This window comes from Rahnella sp. EDr1-12 (genome assembly GCF_049206505.1).
GTDB classification, from domain to species: Bacteria; Pseudomonadota; Gammaproteobacteria; order Enterobacterales; family Enterobacteriaceae; genus Rahnella; species Rahnella rivi.
The window spans coordinates 1,074,918-1,091,254 of the sequence record NZ_JBLZNY010000001.1; the positions used below are offsets into that span (position 1 = coordinate 1,074,918).

16 protein-coding genes are annotated in these 16,337 nt (G+C 52.2%); 15 read left to right on the top strand and 1 reads right to left on the bottom strand.

Features of this window, described 5'->3' with window-relative positions; all coding sequences use genetic code 11:
• Window positions 1–92: 92 nt before the first annotated feature.
• The 9 genes from miaB (at window position 93) to ACO0U8_RS05150 (ending at window position 9,532) form a co-directional block, all read left to right on the top strand.
• Window positions 93–1,517: a tRNA (N6-isopentenyl adenosine(37)-C2)-methylthiotransferase MiaB gene (gene miaB / locus ACO0U8_RS05110; RefSeq protein ID WP_421670406.1), complete on the top strand. Its 1,425-nt coding sequence runs from the start codon at window positions 93–95 to the stop codon at window positions 1,515–1,517.
• Between the two features lie 317 nt (window positions 1,518–1,834).
• The gene (locus ACO0U8_RS05115; protein ID WP_371414304.1) at window positions 1,835–2,833 is read left to right on the top strand and encodes a PhoH family protein; all 999 of its coding nucleotides are present in this window, start codon (window positions 1,835–1,837) and stop codon (window positions 2,831–2,833) included.
• Window positions 2,830–3,303, top strand: coding sequence for an rRNA maturation RNase YbeY (gene ybeY, locus ACO0U8_RS05120; RefSeq protein WP_122095877.1), 474 nt, complete (start codon window positions 2,830–2,832; stop codon window positions 3,301–3,303). The genes ACO0U8_RS05115 and ybeY overlap by 4 nt, the downstream gene beginning before the upstream one ends.
• A gap of 111 nt (window positions 3,304–3,414) precedes the next feature.
• Window positions 3,415–4,293: a CNNM family magnesium/cobalt transport protein CorC gene (gene corC / locus ACO0U8_RS05125; protein ID WP_056771527.1), complete on the top strand. Its 879-nt coding sequence runs from the start codon at window positions 3,415–3,417 to the stop codon at window positions 4,291–4,293.
• Window positions 4,294–4,299: 6 nt separating this feature from the next.
• Entirely contained in the window at window positions 4,300–5,841 is a 1,542-nt protein-coding gene (lnt, locus tag ACO0U8_RS05130) for an apolipoprotein N-acyltransferase (RefSeq protein WP_421670407.1), read from the top strand.
• 457 nt (window positions 5,842–6,298) lie between these two features.
• Window positions 6,299–7,195, top strand: a complete 897-nt coding sequence (locus tag ACO0U8_RS05135; protein WP_056771522.1) for an amino acid ABC transporter substrate-binding protein — start codon at window positions 6,299–6,301, stop codon at window positions 7,193–7,195.
• 194 nt (window positions 7,196–7,389) lie between these two features.
• Entirely contained in the window at window positions 7,390–8,130 is a 741-nt protein-coding gene (locus tag ACO0U8_RS05140; RefSeq protein WP_056771518.1) for an amino acid ABC transporter permease, read from the top strand.
• A 2-nt stretch (window positions 8,131–8,132) separates the two neighbouring features.
• Window positions 8,133–8,810, top strand: coding sequence for a glutamate/aspartate ABC transporter permease GltK (gene gltK, locus ACO0U8_RS05145; protein WP_056771515.1), 678 nt, complete (start codon window positions 8,133–8,135; stop codon window positions 8,808–8,810).
• Entirely contained in the window at window positions 8,807–9,532 is a 726-nt protein-coding gene (locus tag ACO0U8_RS05150; RefSeq protein ID WP_056771512.1) for an amino acid ABC transporter ATP-binding protein, read from the top strand. The genes gltK and ACO0U8_RS05150 overlap by 4 nt, the downstream gene beginning before the upstream one ends.
• A 52-nt stretch (window positions 9,533–9,584) precedes the next feature.
• Here ACO0U8_RS05150 and ACO0U8_RS05155 read toward each other — a convergent pair whose 3' ends face one another.
• Entirely contained in the window at window positions 9,585–10,079 is a 495-nt protein-coding gene (locus tag ACO0U8_RS05155; protein WP_056772013.1) for a zinc ribbon-containing protein, read from the bottom strand.
• Window positions 10,080–10,349: 270 nt separating this feature from the next.
• Here ACO0U8_RS05155 and leuS point away from each other — a divergent pair, with 270 nt between their 5' ends.
• From leuS to rlmH, 6 genes are all read left to right on the top strand, one after another.
• Window positions 10,350–12,932: a leucine--tRNA ligase gene (gene leuS, locus ACO0U8_RS05160; RefSeq protein ID WP_056771509.1), complete on the top strand. Its 2,583-nt coding sequence runs from the start codon at window positions 10,350–10,352 to the stop codon at window positions 12,930–12,932.
• Between the two features lie 14 nt (window positions 12,933–12,946).
• Window positions 12,947–13,594, top strand: coding sequence for an LPS assembly lipoprotein LptE (lptE, locus tag ACO0U8_RS05165; RefSeq protein WP_183846184.1), 648 nt, complete (start codon window positions 12,947–12,949; stop codon window positions 13,592–13,594).
• Window positions 13,591–14,616 (top strand): DNA polymerase III subunit delta, encoded by a 1,026-nt coding sequence (holA, locus tag ACO0U8_RS05170; RefSeq protein ID WP_056771502.1) that lies wholly within the window; start codon window positions 13,591–13,593, stop codon window positions 14,614–14,616. Before lptE ends, holA begins: the two co-directional genes overlap by 4 nt.
• A 29-nt stretch (window positions 14,617–14,645) precedes the next feature.
• Complete coding sequence (gene nadD / locus ACO0U8_RS05175; protein WP_421670676.1) at window positions 14,646–15,314, top strand: nicotinate-nucleotide adenylyltransferase; 669 nt, start codon at window positions 14,646–14,648, stop codon at window positions 15,312–15,314.
• A gap of 208 nt (window positions 15,315–15,522) precedes the next feature.
• Entirely contained in the window at window positions 15,523–15,840 is a 318-nt protein-coding gene (rsfS, locus tag ACO0U8_RS05180) for a ribosome silencing factor (protein WP_056771497.1), read from the top strand.
• A 3-nt stretch (window positions 15,841–15,843) separates the two neighbouring features.
• Window positions 15,844–16,314, top strand: coding sequence for a 23S rRNA (pseudouridine(1915)-N(3))-methyltransferase RlmH (rlmH, locus tag ACO0U8_RS05185; RefSeq protein WP_056771495.1), 471 nt, complete (start codon window positions 15,844–15,846; stop codon window positions 16,312–16,314).
• The last annotated feature ends 23 nt before the right edge of the window (window positions 16,315–16,337 follow it).

The window sequence follows — 16,337 nt, forward strand, 5'->3', positions numbered from 1 at the left end:
TGAGGGTTTACAATAGTTTCCCTGAACTGCGCTATGCATTACGGCATTGCCAAACATCCGTTTTTTCCTCCGTATTGAGTACTGACACGCTGATGACTAAAAAACTGCACATCAAAACCTGGGGCTGCCAGATGAATGAATATGATTCATCCAAAATGGCAGACCTTCTCGAAAGCACCCACGGTTATCAGCTGACGGATAATGCTGAAGAGGCAGATATTCTCCTGCTCAACACTTGTTCAATCAGGGAAAAAGCTCAGGAGAAAGTGTTCAGTCTGCTCGGCCACTGGAAATTACTCAAAAAGAAAAACCCGGATGTGATTATCGGTGTCGGCGGCTGCGTGGCCTCTCAGGAAGGTGAGTTACTGCGTAAGCGCGCGCCGTGCGTGGATATCGTCTTCGGCCCGCAGACCCTGCACCGCCTGCCGGAAATGGTGAATCATGTGCGCGGAACGCACAGCCCTGTCGTGGACATCAGCTTCCCGGAAATCGAAAAATTCGACCGTTTACCAGAACCCCGTGCCGATGGCCCGACAGCGTTCGTCTCTATTATGGAAGGGTGCAACAAATATTGCAGTTTCTGCGTCGTGCCTTACACACGTGGCGAGGAAGTCAGCCGTCCTTGTGATGACGTTCTGTTTGAAGTCGCGCAACTGGCGGCGCAAGGCGTACGTGAAGTTAATCTGCTCGGGCAGAATGTGAACGCTTATCGCGGCGAAGCGTTTGAAGGTGGGATCTGTACGTTTGCAGAATTGCTGCGTCTGGTTGCCGCGATTGACGGCATTGACCGCATTCGCTTTACCACCAGCCATCCGGTTGAATTCACTGACGATATCATTGAGGTGTATAAAGATACGCCGGAGCTGGTGAGCTTCCTGCATCTGCCAATTCAGAGCGGTTCGGACCGAATCCTGACCATAATGAAACGCCCTCATACGGTGCTGGAATACAAATCGACCATCCGCAAATTACGCGCTGCCCGTCCGGATATCCATTTCAGTTCTGACTTCATCATCGGCTTCCCTGGCGAAACCCACGATGATTTTGAACGCACCATGGACCTGATTGCACAGGTCAATTACGACGTCAGCTTCAGCTTCATCTACTCACCACGCCCCGGCACCCCCGCTGCAGACATGGTCGATGATGTCGCTATGGACGAGAAGAAACAGCGTCTGGCGCTGTTGCAGGACAGAATTACGCAACAGGTCATGCGCTTTAGTCGCGCCACGCTCGGCACAGTTCAGCGTATTCTGGTCGAAGGAACATCGCGTAAGGATATTATGGAGCTGACCGGGCGCACGGAGTGTAACCGCGTGGTCAACTTTGAAGGCACCCCCGACATGATTGGTAAATTTGTCGACGTAGAAATCGTCGATGTGTATACCAACTCGTTGCGTGGCGTAGTCGTGCGGACCGAAGAGCAAATGGCGCTGCGCCTGCATGAATCGCCGCAATCTGTGATCGCCCGTACGCGTAAAGAAAATGAATTAGGCGTTGGAATGTATCAACCCTGAATCATCAAAGTAATGCATTAAAAAACCTGCACAGGGCGCTTTGGCGTCCTGTTTTCATTTATGAATTTCCACATTACGGCCGTCAGAAGGGTTTAATTTTTCGTGACAGGCCGCATATTCGAATGAAGGTCCCTGCAACGCTCGCCGCAGCGCAGCATATTTTGCCAAGGGGATGTATTATTAACTCAGGTATGGTTAACGGCTGTCAGCAGTTCGCAGCCGGGTAAAATCGCAACAGGTCCAAAGTGGCCCAGAGGATTCGTTTGAACGTTGTAACACAAGAGATTTTACTGGAGCCCGAAGACAATCAGCGCCTGATGAGCCTGTGCGGGCCGTTTGATGACAACATCAAACAACTGGAACGCCGGTTGGGCGTGGAAATCAACCGTCGTGATAACGCATTTAAACTGGTCGGTAAAAGCCTGGCCGTCGCCGCAGCGGCAGACATCCTGCGTGATTTATACGTCGACACGGCACCGGTGCGTGGTGAAACTCAGGATATCGATCCTGAGAAAATCCATCTGGCCATTAAAGAAAGCCGGGTGCTTGAGCAAACCGCAGAAAGTGTGCCTGACTACGGCAAATCGGTCATCATCAAAACCAAACGTGGGATGGTGAAACCGCGTACGCCGAATCAGGCGCAGTACATCGCCAATATTTTCGATCACGACATCACCTTTGGTATCGGTCCGGCGGGTACGGGTAAAACCTATCTGGCGGTGGCCGCTGCCGTTGATGCGCTGGAGCGTCAGGAAGTGCGTCGCATTCTTCTGACCCGCCCGGCAGTAGAAGCCGGTGAAAAACTGGGCTTCCTGCCTGGCGATCTCAGCCAGAAAGTTGACCCGTACCTGCGCCCGCTGTATGACGCACTGTTCGAAATGCTCGGTTTCGAGAAAGTCGAAAAGCTGATTGAGCGCAACGTGATTGAAGTCGCCCCGCTGGCCTACATGCGTGGCCGTACACTCAATGACGCCTTTATTATTCTCGACGAAAGCCAGAACACCTCTATTGAACAGATGAAGATGTTCCTGACCCGTATTGGTTTCAACTCCAAAGCGGTGATCACCGGCGACGTGACGCAAATTGACTTACCGCGCCATCAGAAATCCGGTCTGCGCCACGCCATTGAGGTGCTGTCGTCGGTTGAAGAGCTAAGCTTTAACTTTTTCCACAGTGAAGACGTGGTTCGCCACCCTGTCGTGGCGCGTATCGTTGTCGCGTACGAAGCCTGGGAAGAAGAAGATCAGAAACGCCGCGATGCGATTACCGCAGAGCGTAAACATGAACACATTTCATCCCAACAGGTCAGTCAATGAATACGGTAATCCTCGATCTACAAATTGCCTGTGAAGAGACAGCAGGTTTACCGTCAGAAAATGACTTCCAGACATGGCTGGAAGCCGTGCTTCCACAGTTTCAGGAAGAATCAGAAGTCACCATTCGTCTGGTCGATATCCCTGAAAGCCATGAACTTAATATGACGTATCGTGGCATGGATAAACCGACCAACGTGTTATCCTTCCCGTTCGAAGCTCCTCCGGGCATGGAAATGCCGCTGCTGGGCGATTTGATCATTTGTCGTCAGGTCGTCGAGAAGGAAGCCAAAGAGCAGGAAAAAGAGTTGCTGGCACACTGGGCACATATGGTTATTCACGGCAGTTTGCATTTGCTGGGGTATGACCATATCGTTGACGAAGAAGCCGAAGAAATGGAATCGATTGAAACTGAGATCATGCAGGGGCTGGGTTATCCGGACCCGTATATTTCAGAGAAAGAAGATAACTGAGATTAGTTCTGTCTATAGCAACCCGATGGAAAGGAGAGTTCTCCTTTCCATCGGCGTTTACTAAGCGAGCTAAATATTTTTCACTAACACGAGTAAAACAAACCAAACGCCATGAGCGATGACCATTCACAAAATAGTGACAGCCCCAGTCCCAAGAAGGGCTTCTTTTCCCTTATCCTTAGCCAACTTTTTCACGGTGAACCGAAAAACCGTGGCGATTTGGTTGAGCTGATCCGTGATTCAGAACAAAACGATCTGATCGACCCCGATACCCGTGACATGCTGGAAGGCGTGATGGATATCGCCGAGCAGCGCGTCCGGGACATCATGATCCCCCGTTCTCAAATGATCACGCTTAAACGCAATCAACCGCTGGAAGAGTGCCTCGATGTCATCATCGAATCTGCCCACTCACGTTTCCCGGTGATCAGCGAAGATAAGGATCACATTGAAGGCATCCTGATGGCCAAAGACTTGCTGCCGTTTATGCGCACAACGTCTGAGCCATTCAGCATCGATAAAGTGCTGAGAACCGCCGTGGTAGTTCCTGAGAGCAAACGCGTCGACCGCATGCTGAAAGAATTCCGCTCCCAGCGTTATCATATGGCGATTGTCGTTGATGAATTCGGCGGCGTTTCCGGTCTGGTAACCATCGAAGATATCCTCGAACTGATTGTCGGCGAAATCGATGATGAGTATGACGAAGCGGAAGATCTGGATATCCGCCAGCTCAGCCGTCACACGTATACTGTTCGCGCCCTCGCGCCGATTGAAGACTTCAATGAAGTGTTCCAGACAAATTACAGTGACGACGAAGTTGATACTATTGGTGGTCTGGTCATGCAGTCATTCGGCCATTTACCGGCCCGTGGTGAAAGCATTGAAATTGACGGTTACCTGTTCAAGGTTGCGATGGCAGACAGCCGCCGTATCATTCAGGTTCACGTAAAAATACCGGACGACGCGCCGCAACCAATACTGGAAGAATAATTCTCCATGGCAATTGCCTCTTTATACCAACGCCAGCGGGTTCGCGCCCTGCTGGCGCTCTTATTCGGTGCCTGTGGCACGTTCTCCTTTTCCCCTTATGACTTCTGGCCTGCTGCGATTGTCTCGCTCTGCGGCCTGCTGGCATTAACGCTGGATCGCCGCCCGTCTCAGGCCTCGCTGATCGGCTTCTTCTGGGGAATGGGTCTTTTTGGCAGTGGCGTAAACTGGGTGTATGTCAGTATCGCCACCTTTGGCGGCATGCCGGAAGCCATCAACCTGTTTCTGGTGGTTTTGCTGGCGGCGTATTTGTCGCTTTACACCATGCTGTTTGCCGGCGTATTCAGCAAACTGTGGCCGAAGACAACCTGGTGGAAACTGGCGCTTGCCGCGCCCGCCCTATGGCAAATCACCGAGTTTTTGCGTGGCTGGGTGCTGACTGGTTTCCCGTGGCTGCAATTTGGCTACAGCCAGATCGACGGTCCGCTGAAAGGCCTCGCGCCGATCACCGGTGTTGATGGCATTACGCTGCTGCTGACGTCGTTGAGTGGCCTGCTGGTTTACGCATTCCACCAGCGGCGCATCACGCCGGGAATCATTGCGCTGGCCATGTTAATGCTGCCGTGGCCGTTGCGTTACGTTCACTGGTATCAGGAACAGACGGACAAAACGGTGGATGTCGCGCTGGTTCAGGGCAACATTCCACAGTCGATGAAGTGGGATCCGAAAGCGCTGGAAAGTGCTTTGCAAACCTATCTGGATCTCAGCCGCCCGTACCTTGGCAAAGCCAATATGATCATCTGGCCGGAATCAGCAATTTCAGATATTGAATCCGATCAGCAAGCCTTCCTGAGTATGGTGGATAACATTTACCGCTCGCACGGTACGCAGCTGGTTACCGGCGTTATTGATGCCCGTCGCAATGAAGAAGGCATGAAGGTGTATAACAGCGCCATTGTGCTCGGCGGCGAGCAGTCTTATCGCTATCCGGACGACAACCGTTTCAACAAACATCATCTGGTACCGTTCGGGGAATTCGTGCCGCTGGAAACCATACTGCGCCCTCTGGCACCGTTCTTCGATTTACCGATGTCGGGGCTGACCAGCGGGGCGTACGTCCAGAAACCACTGATGGTCAGCGGCCTTAATCTGACCACCGCGATTTGCTATGAAGTGGTATTTGGTGAACAGGTGCGCGATAACCTGCAACCGGATACTAACTTTCTGCTGACGATTTCCAACGATGCCTGGTTCGGCCATTCGATTGGTCCGTGGCAGCATTTCCAGATGGCGCGCATGCGTTCACTGGAACTGGGGCGCCCTCTGCTGCGCAGCACTAACAACGGTGTTACCGCGGTTGTGAATGCGCAGGGTGACGTTACGGCTGAAATCCCGCAGTTTACCCGTCAGGTGCTGAACGTGAAGGTTACGCCAACTACCGGCATGACCCCTTACGCACGCATGGGCTGGTGGCCGGTGTGGTTTGTGACCCTGCTCATGGCCGTTGTGGCTATCTGGCTGGGACGTCGTAAAGGCCAGATCATCCCCTGACGTAAGTCATCAATAAGCCCTGTTAAGACAGGGCTATACTGTCAGGCGCCTTCGGGCGCCTGTTCTTTTTTGTCGCACCCCCTTCCCTGCCTGCAAAATCCCTCCCTGTTACCTGCTGCCGATTGTTTGAAAGGCGGTATTAAGCGCTGAATTTTAATTTGCCTTCGAAGTTAAATCAGGCCAACTGGCACGCGTTTTGCTACATCTGTTTGAAAGATATCTGATTAGTGACATTTTTTGACGTCTTGCATCATTTTGGTACAAAAAGGCTGTTCCTCATGCACTTTTGAAGTGCATGGCCTGTTGTCTGCTTTGATTTGGTGCGCGCCCCGTCTCAAAAAAGAAACAATGTTGTTTCATAAATTTCACATTCAGTTATTTTCTAGCTTCATATGACGAGGCATTAGCACTTTCTGATCCCTGAGTTTGGATCCCTAATGACAGCAAGGAGTTGGACATGCAATTGCGCAAATTGGCGTTATCAGTACTGTTGGCAAGCGTTGCCGCAAGCAGCTTTGCCCACGCGGAAGAACTGACCGGCACTCTGAAAAAAATTAAAGATAATGGCGTTATCGTCGTCGGTCACCGTGAGTCCTCGGTGCCATTCTCTTACTACAATAACGAACAGAAAGTCGTAGGTTATTCACAGGACTATTCCAACGCTATCGTTGATGCAGTCAAGAAAAAGCTGGACCTGCCAAACCTGCAAGTAAAAATGATGCCAATCACCTCGCAAAACCGTATCCCGCTGCTGCAAAACGGCACTTACGATTTTGAGTGTGGTTCAACCACCAATAATCTGGAACGTCAGCAACAAGCGGCCTTCTCAGACACCATCTTCGTTATCGGCACCCGTCTGTTAGTCAAAAAAGGCTCAGACATCAAAGATTTCTCTGACCTGAAAGGCAAAACCGTCGTGGTCACCTCCGGCACCACCTCTGAAGTGCTGCTGAACAAACTGAACGAAGAGAAGAAACTGGATCTGCGCATTATCAGCGCCAAAGACCACGGTGACTCTTTCCGTACGCTGGAAACAGGCCGTGCGGTAGCGTTCATGATGGATGATGCACTGCTGGCGGGCGAACGTGCCAAAGCCAAAAAACCTGATAACTGGGAAATCATCGGTACGCCGCAGTCGAAAGAAGCTTACGGCTGCATGATGCGTAAAGACGATGCGGAATTCAAAAAACTGGTTGATGACACCATCGTGAAGGCGCAAACCTCCGGTGAAGCAACCAAGTGGTTTGAAACCTGGTTCAAAAAACCTATTCCTCCGAAAAACCTGAACATGAACTTTGAATTGTCTGACGACATGAAAGCCCTGTTCAAAGCACCAAACGATAAAGCACTGTAATAGTAAGCAGACGGGTAGTACCGGGTATTAAAAATAAAGGCTGGCCAACCAGCTTGTGATGATGGTCCGAAAGGACAGACAGACCAGATGCGGGGTGGTCGTTCCCCACCCCGCATTTTTTCCGCCACTCACCCATGTTTATGGTTACGTCATCACTCAGAGGGGTAGTTTATTACCCGTGTCATGGAGTTTTTATGTCAATAGATTGGAACTGGGGCATCTTCCTGCAAGACGCCCCCTTCGGCAATACCACCTATCTGGGCTGGATTTGGAATGGATTTCAGGTCACGGTCGCGTTGTCGATTTGTGCCTGGATTATTGCCTTCTTCGTCGGCTCCCTGTTCGGTATTTTGCGTACCGTCCCCAACCGTTTTCTCTCCGGCATCGGTACCTGTTACGTTGAATTGTTCCGTAACGTGCCGCTGATTGTGCAATTCTTTATCTGGTATCTGGTGGTGCCTGAGCTGTTGCCGGAAAACATCGGCATGTGGTTCAAATCAGAACTCGCGCCGAACGTGCAGTTCTTCACTTCTTCCGTTATCTGTCTCGGCCTGTTTACCGCTGCCCGCGTGTGCGAGCAGGTACGCGCCGCCATCCAGTCGTTACCCAGCGGACAACGCAATGCCGGTCTGGCGATGGGGCTGACGTTGCCTCAAACCTACCGTTATGTGCTGCTGCCAAATGCCTACCGTGTGATCGTGCCACCGATGACCTCCGAGATGGTCAATCTGGTGAAAAACTCCGCCATTGCCTCAACCATCGGTCTGGTGGATATGGCGGCACAGGCCGGTAAGCTGCTTGATTACTCTGCGCATGCGTATGAATCATTTACTGCCATTACCGTCGCCTACGTCCTCATTAATGCGGTGATTATGCTGCTGATGCATTTTGTAGAACGTAAAGTCCGCCTGCCGGGCAACATGGGAGGTAAATAAATATGCATGAATTTGACTGGAGTTCTATTGGCCCCGGCCTGCCCTATCTGTGGCAAGGCATGGTCATTACCCTCAAGATCACTTCACTGGCGATTGTCGTGGGGATCCTCTGGGGTACCCTGCTGGCGGTAATGCGTCTGTCGACCTTCAAACCGATCAGCTGGTTTGCCACGGCGTACGTCAATCTGTTCCGTGCCGTTCCCCTGGTGATGGTGCTGTTGTGGTTTTATCTGATTGTGCCGGGCTTTCTGCAGAAAGTGCTCGGGCTGTCACCGAAAACCGATATCCGCCTGATTTCCGCGATGGTGGCATTTGCGTTATTTGAAGCGGCTTATTACTCAGAGATTATCCGTGCAGGGATCATCAGTATCGCCCGCGGGCAGTCTTCTGCCGCACTGGCGCTGGGCATGACCCAGTGGCAGTCGATGAAGCTGGTTATCCTGCCGCAGGCCTTCCGTGCGATGGTGCCTTTGCTGCTGACGCAGGCCATCGTGTTGTTCCAGGATACCTCGCTGGTCTATGTGCTCGGCCTCGCAGACTTCTTCCGCAGCGCCTCCAACATTGGTGACCGTGACGGTACGCTGGTGGAGATGGTGTTGTTTGCAGGACTTATTTACTTTGTTATCAGCCTTTCCGCTTCCTTGCTGGTGCGCTATTTGAAGAAAAGGACCGTTTCATGATTTCACTGAAGAATGTTTCTAAATGGTACGGGCACTTCCAGGTGCTCACCGATTGCAGTACCGAAGTTAAAAAAGGTGAAGTTGTGGTGGTTTGCGGGCCGTCCGGGTCAGGTAAATCGACGCTGATTAAAACCGTTAATGGCCTCGAGCCCGTGCAAAAAGGGGAGATTCTGGTTAACGGCACGCAGGTGAACGACAAGAAAACCAATCTGGCGCAGCTGCGGGCGAAAGTCGGCATGGTGTTTCAGCATTTCGAACTGTTCCCGCACTTGTCCATCATCGACAACCTGACGCTGGCTCAGGTCAAAGTGCTGAAACGTAATCAGGCGGAAGCAAAAGACAAAGGGCTGAAACTGCTGGATCGTGTGGGGTTATCTGCGCACGCCAACAAATTCCCCGGTCAGCTTTCCGGGGGACAGCAGCAGCGCGTGGCGATTGCCCGTGCACTGTGTATGGATCCTATCGCCATGCTGTTTGACGAACCGACCTCCGCGCTCGATCCGGAAATGATCAACGAAGTGCTGGACGTCATGGTTGAGCTGGCAAACGAAGGCATGACGATGATGGTGGTGACCCACGAAATGGGCTTCGCCCGCAAAGTGGCTAACCGCGTGATCTTCATGGATGAAGGAAAAATTGTGGAAGACCGGAATAAAGACGACTTCTTCAATAATCCGCAATCCGATCGTGCCCGTGACTTCCTGGCAAAAATTCTGCACTGATAAGATGATTCAGCCTGCTACCGGGAGAACCCGGTGCAGGCTGACTTATCAATCAAGGTTCAAAAGCATGGCGTGAAAATTCAGTATGTCCGCATTTAGGGCATTTACTCAGGATTTCAGGCGTATACACCGCCAGGCTGAACTGGCAATTCTCACACACCAGATTCCCCAGCCCCACCACTTCCCCGCTGTGATACACACCGTGATGATTTACGTCTTTAAAGACTTCTTTCCATTCAAGCTGCGTTTTGTCGGTCATGTCCGCCAGCTCTTTCCACAGACTTTCTTTCAGTACCCGCATAAACACGCTGTCGGTGCTGTCATCAGCGACGGCCTGCTGGTTCTCGGTATAATTACGGGCAAATTCATGCAAATCACGCCGCACGGCGGAGGTTAACTGTTCAATCTGGATTTCAGACAGCTTGCCTTCCTCCTGCAAACGTACGCGGGCATCCTGTACCAGCGCACTGATATCACGTTCACCATTTTTTAATCGCTCAGTCAGCGAAGTGACTAACTGACGGTAATTTTGGGTAATATTGCTCATCATTTCCTCTCCTTGAACACACATAACCGTTCACCCGGCAGTTGCTTACTTGTCTTTATTTTAGTCGTAAATCCCTGATCCGTGGCGAAGATTATCCCGGCCTGCTTCGCAGATTGTGAATAATGGGCCATATGCGGGCAGAAATCCCCGTTAGCCCGTCGCTGGGTGTTGTTGCTGCCTCTGCTTATCGGCTATGCTATGCGGATCTTTTGATTAAAACTTTTTGAGCTACAGGCGTAGCTGTTTTCACTCACAGGACCACCGGCCGCCATGCAAGAGCAATACCGTCCAGAAGACATCGAGTCACACGTTCAGCTTCACTGGCAAGAGAAGCAAACTTTCAAAGTTACCGAACAGCCTGGCAAGGAGAAGTACTACTGTCTCTCCATGTTGCCTTACCCGTCAGGCCGCCTCCACATGGGGCACGTGCGCAACTACACCATCGGTGACGTGATTTCCCGTTATCAGCGCATGCTCGGTAAAAACGTTCTGCAGCCAATCGGCTGGGATGCATTCGGCCTGCCAGCTGAAGGCGCGGCGGTGAAAAACAACACTGCCCCTGCGCCATGGACGTACGAAAATATTGAATACATGAAGAACCAGCTAAAACTGCTGGGCTTCGGCTATGACTGGGATCGCGAAATTGCGACCTGCAAACCCGATTACTACCGCTGGGAACAATGGTTCTTCACCAAGCTGTATGAAAAAGGCCTGGTTTATAAGAAGACTTCCGCGGTGAACTGGTGCCCGCATGATCTGACCGTTCTGGCGAACGAACAGGTGATTGACGGCTGCTGCTGGCGTTGTGATACCAAAGTAGAACGCAAAGAAATTCCACAGTGGTTTATCAAAATCACCGATTACGCCGATCAGTTGCTTAACGATCTGGACACGCTGGAAAGCTGGCCGGAGCAGGTGAAAACCATGCAGCGCAACTGGATTGGCCGTTCCGAAGGCGTGGAAATCACTTTTGACGTGGCAGACAGCGACGAAAAAGTGACGGTTTACACCACCCGTCCGGACACCTTCATGGGCGCGACTTATGTCGCCGTAGCCGCGGGTCATCCGCTGGCGCAACAAGGTGCACAAAACAATCCTGCCCTGAACGATTTCATCGACGAATGCCGTAATACCAAAGTGGCCGAAGCAGAAATGGCGACAATGGAGAAAAAAGGCATGGCAACCGGCCTGTTTGCTATTCACCCGCTGTCCGGTGAAAAGCTGCCAATCTGGGTCGCTAACTTCGTTCTGATGGAATACGGCACCGGCGCAGTGATGGCCGTTCCGGGTCACGACCAGCGTGACTGGGAATTCGCCACCAAATATAACCTGCAAATCAAACCGGTTATCCTGAACGCCGATGGCAGCCATCCTGAAATCACCGCAGAAGCGATGACCGAGAAAGGCACGCTGTTCAATTCAGGCGAATTCGACGGGCTGAACCACGAAGACGGTTTCAATGCCATTGCTGACAAACTGGTTGCTCAGGGTGTCGGTCAGCGCAAAGTTAACTACCGTCTGCGCGACTGGGGGGTTTCCCGTCAGCGTTACTGGGGCGCCCCTATCCCGATGATCACGCTGGAAGACGGCACCGTGATCCCGACACCAGAAGATCAACTGCCGGTCATTCTGCCGGAAGATGTGGTCATGGACGGCATCACCAGCCCAATCAAAGCTGACCCTGAGTGGGCAAAAACCACCGTGAACGGCATGCCGGGTCTGCGTGAAACCGACACCTTTGACACCTTCATGGAGTCTTCCTGGTACTACGCACGCTACACCTGTCCGCAATACGATGAAGGTATGCTGGATCCGGCTGCGGCCAACTACTGGCTGCCGGTTGATCAGTATGTGGGCGGTATCGAACACGCCATCATGCACCTGATGTACTTCCGCTTCTTCCACAAGTTGATGCGCGATGCGGGTCTGGTTGATTCTGACGAACCGGCAAAACGTCTGTTGTGTCAGGGCATGGTGTTGGCTGATGCCTTCTATTACACCGGCAACAGCGGCGAACGCGTCTGGGTTTCCCCGGTAGATGCCACCGTTGAGCGTGACGAGAAAGGCCGTATCACTAAAGCGACCGACCCGCAGGGCCGTGAGCTGGTGTATGCCGGTATGAGCAAGATGTCCAAGTCTAAAAACAACGGCATCGATCCTCAGGTTATGGTCGAGAAATACGGCGCAGACACCGTACGTCTGTTTATGATGTTCGCTTCTCCGGCAGAAATGACGCTGGAATGGCAGGAGTCCGGCGTTGAAGGGGCTAACCGCTTCCTCAAACGTGTCTGGAAACTGGCCTTTGAGCATTCACAAAAAGGTGCCACCGCCGCGCTGGATGTTGCGTCACTGAACGAAGCGCAGAAAGATTTGCGTCGTGATGTGCATAAAACCATTGCGAAAGTGACCGATGATATCGGCCGTCGTCAGACCTTCAACACCGCGATTGCCGCTGTGATGGAACTGATGAACAAGCTGGGCCGTGCGCCGCAGGAAAGCGAACAAGATCGCGCCCTGCTGCAGGAAGCCCTGCTGGCCGTGGTTCGCATGCTTTATCCGTTCACTCCGCACGTGTGCTTCAGCCTCTGGCAGGCGCTCAACGGCGAAGGTGATGTGGATACCGCACCGTGGCCACAGGCTGATGAACAGGCTATGGTCGAAGACTCCAAACTGGTCGTTGTGCAGGTGAACGGTAAAGTGCGTGCTAAAATCACCGTAGCCGCTGATGCTACCGAGCAACAAGTGCGCGAGCGTGCGGCAGAAGAACATTTGGTCGCTAAATATCTGGATGGGGTTACGGTTCGCAAAGTAATCTACGTCCCGGGCAAACTGCTTAACCTGGTTGTAGGTTGAGTCAAGGAGGAGCTGTGCGACATCGAATAGTGACACTGCTGCTGACCGCAGCAGTTATGGTTACCGCAGGCTGTGGATTCCACTTACGTGGAAAAACCAATGTGCCTGACGAACTGCAAACTATCGTTCTGGACAGCGGGGATCCGTACGGGCCGTTAACGCGGGATATCCGTTCACAATTGCGTTTAAGCAATGTGACGATCGTTGATGATCCAACCGGTAAGCACAAAGATATTCCATCACTGCGAATCGGGCCTGAACTAAGCGGTCAGACTACTGCCTCGGTATTCCAGGACGGTAAAACGGCTGAGTATCAGATGCAGATGAGCGTCAGCGCGACGGTTCTGATGCCGGGTAAAGACATCTATCCGCTCCACGTGACCGTCTTCCGTTCATTCTTTGATAACCCGTTAACGGCGTTGGCAAAAGATAACGAACAGGAGATTATCCTGGAGGAGATGCGTCAGCAGGCCGCTCAACAACTGATCCGTAAATTATTAACGGTCCACGCGTCGGAAATGCGTAAAGCAGAGCAAGTTGATGGTCAGGTAGAAGTGATCACTACCGGTTCCTCTGCCAGCAAATCCTCTGATGCCATGACGTCCCCGTCGTCTGTTACCCCTGCGGTATCAACGACACCGGCCAGCACAACGGCACAATGATCCGAGTTTATCCGGAACAACTCGACGCGCAGCTCCGTGAGGGGCTGCGCGCTTGTTATGTGTTATGTGGCAATGATCCGCTTCTTTTGCAGGAAAGTCAGGACAGCATCCGCAAAGCAGCGCAGCTGGCTGATTTTCAGGAACACTACACGTTTATTCTCGATGCCCATACCGAATGGGATTCAATTTTCAGCACCTGTCAGGCACTGAGCCTGTTTGCCAGCCGGCAGACACTGATGCTGATGCTGCCTGAAAATGGCCCAACCGCGCCAATGGCAGAACCGTTACTGAAGCTGACCACGCTGCTGCACGATGATATTTTGCTGGTCCTTCGCGGCACAAAACTGACCAAAGGCCAGGAAAACAGCGCGTGGTTTAAAGCGCTGAGTGATAAAGGCGTGTTTGTCAGTTGCCAGACGCCGGAGCAGGCACAGCTCCCACGCTGGGTAACCCGCCGTGCAAAAGCCCTTTCGCTTGAGCTCGATGAGCCCGCCAATCAGCTACTATGCTACTGCTACGAAGGCAATTTACTGGCTTTAGCACAATCCCTGGAACGCCTTTCATTGCTTTATCCGGACGGGAAACTGACATTACCCCGGGTAGAAGCGGCCGTGAATGATGCGGCGCATTTCACGCCATATCACTGGCTTGATGCACTGCTGGCAGGAAAAAGTAAACGCGCCTGGCATATTTTGCGTCAGCTGCAACAGGAAGACAGCGAACCGGTGATATTGTTGCGTACTGTGCAACGCGAACTGCTGATGTTGCTGAATCTGAAACGTAAAATGGACAGCACGCCGCTGCGTACGTTGTTCGATCAGCAAAAAGTCTGGCAAAATCGCCGCACACTGGTGACGCAGGCGCTTCAGCGTTTATCTCTGGAAGAACTTTATCGGGCGGTACGTTTGCTGACGCAAATGGAAATTACGCTCAAGCAGGATTACGGTCAGTCCATTTGGCCGGAGCTTGAAAGTCTTTCCATGCTACTTTGTGGCAAACCTTTACCCGCCAGTTCGTACTGACGCAGGACTTGGACATTTCCATGCCGGTTATCCCTACGCTCTCCTCTGAAGATGCTGCGCCGTTACAGGCTTTTTTTGGCGGGACTTTCGATCCTGTTCATTTCGGCCATCTCAAACCAGTCACGCGTCTGGCGCAGGACATCGGTCTGGAACGTGTGACGTTACTTCCCAACAATGTGCCCCCGCATCGCCCGCAACCCGGTGCCAGCCCGCAACAACGTTTGCGCATGGCAGAACTGGCCGTGGAGGGGAATCCGTTATTTTCAGTGGATCCCCGGGAACTGTCCGTCGACACCCCGTCGTACACCATTGAAACACTTGCAACGTTACGTAAAGAACATGGCGAGAGCTGTCCTCTGGCGTTTATCATTGGCCAGGACTCGCTGTTGACCTTACATAAATGGCATCGCTGGGAGTCTTTGCTGGATTTTTGCCACCTGATTGTCATGGCACGACCGGGTTATCAGGAACAACTCGATACACCGGCGCTCCAGCACTGGTATGATGCCCACCGGGTGACTGAGCCTCAAAAACTCAAACAACGCCCTGCTGGTTTCATTTATCAGGCGCATACACCTTTGCTGAATATTTCAGCGACACAAATTCGCGAGCGCCGCCAGGCCGGTCTTGATTGTTCAGATCTGCTGCCTTTCGCCGTTGAGCGCTATATAGAATCACAGGGCTTGTACCGCGCGTAGCCATCGCGTGGTATACTGCGCCGCTAAATTTCGGCTCCCGATAACGTCGCGTCTTTCATCAATTTAATTTATTGATTATTAAACGCTTTAAGACGTTTTACAGATTGCCGCTATGCCACTCCTTCATGAGAACGATCATCGCTCAGGTGCTTCACCGGCGGACGTCTTATGGAGTCAACGTGTTTCAAAACATCCCCAGGGGGAACCTTTGCAAGGTAAAGCGCTCCAAGATTTTGTTATCGATAAAGTCGATGACCTGAAAGCACAAGACATCATTGCCATTGATGTTGTAGGTAAATCCAGTATTACTGATTGCATGATTATCTGTACCGGTACATCCAGCCGTCACGTTGTCTCTATCGCCGGTCACCTGGTGGAAGAAGTCAAAGCCGTGGGCATTGATGCAATGGGTGTAAAAGGCATTAACGAAGCCGACTGGGTTGTTGTCGATCTGGGTGAAGTGATTGTTCACGTCATGCAGGAAGAAAGCCGTCAGCTTTACGAGCTCGAGAAACTCTGGGGCTGATACGTGAAACTGCAACTTGTCGCCGTCGGCACCAAAATGCCAGACTGGGTACAAACCGGTTTTACCGATTATCTGCACCGTTTTCCCAAAGATATGCCGTTTGAACTGACTGAAGTTCCGGCCGGGAAACGTGGGAAAAATGCAGACATCAAACGCATTCTTGAAAAAGAAGGCGAACAGATGCTGGCTGCAGTCGGAAAGGGAAACCGCATTGTCACGCTGGATATTCCAGGGACACCGTGGGAAACCCCGCAACTGGCGCAACAACTGGAACGCTGGAAACAGGACGGGCGCAACGTCAGCCTGTTGATAGGCGGTCCGGAAGGGCTGGCACCGGCCTGTAAGGCCGCGGCGGAACAGAGCTGGTCGCTCTCTCCGTTGACGCTTCCGCACCCGCTGGTTCGGGTTCTGGTCGCGGAAAGCCTTTACCGCGCCTGGAGTATCACCACCAATCATCCATACCACCGCGAATAACGGGTGGTGAATTGAATGTCAGC

Bases quoted from the DNA above. Each gene is read 5' to 3' on its own strand.
- miaB (WP_421670406.1), top strand. From the start codon at position 93: ATGACTAAAAAACTGCACATCAAAACCTGGGGCTGCCAGATGAATGAA.
- ACO0U8_RS05115 (WP_371414304.1), top strand. From the start codon at position 1,835: ATGAGCCTGTGCGGGCCGTTTGATGACAACATCAAACAACTGGAACGC.
- ybeY (WP_122095877.1), top strand. From the start codon at position 2,830: ATGAATACGGTAATCCTCGATCTACAAATTGCCTGTGAAGAGACAGCA.
- corC (WP_056771527.1), top strand. From the start codon at position 3,415: ATGAGCGATGACCATTCACAAAATAGTGACAGCCCCAGTCCCAAGAAG.
- lnt (WP_421670407.1), top strand. From the start codon at position 4,300: ATGGCAATTGCCTCTTTATACCAACGCCAGCGGGTTCGCGCCCTGCTG.
- ACO0U8_RS05135 (WP_056771522.1), top strand. From the start codon at position 6,299: ATGCAATTGCGCAAATTGGCGTTATCAGTACTGTTGGCAAGCGTTGCC.
- ACO0U8_RS05140 (WP_056771518.1), top strand. From the start codon at position 7,390: ATGTCAATAGATTGGAACTGGGGCATCTTCCTGCAAGACGCCCCCTTC.
- gltK (WP_056771515.1), top strand. From the start codon at position 8,133: ATGCATGAATTTGACTGGAGTTCTATTGGCCCCGGCCTGCCCTATCTG.
- ACO0U8_RS05150 (WP_056771512.1), top strand. From the start codon at position 8,807: ATGATTTCACTGAAGAATGTTTCTAAATGGTACGGGCACTTCCAGGTG.
- ACO0U8_RS05155 (WP_056772013.1), bottom strand. From the start codon at position 10,079: ATGAGCAATATTACCCAAAATTACCGTCAGTTAGTCACTTCGCTGACT.
- leuS (WP_056771509.1), top strand. From the start codon at position 10,350: ATGCAAGAGCAATACCGTCCAGAAGACATCGAGTCACACGTTCAGCTT.
- holA (WP_056771502.1), top strand. From the start codon at position 13,591: ATGATCCGAGTTTATCCGGAACAACTCGACGCGCAGCTCCGTGAGGGG.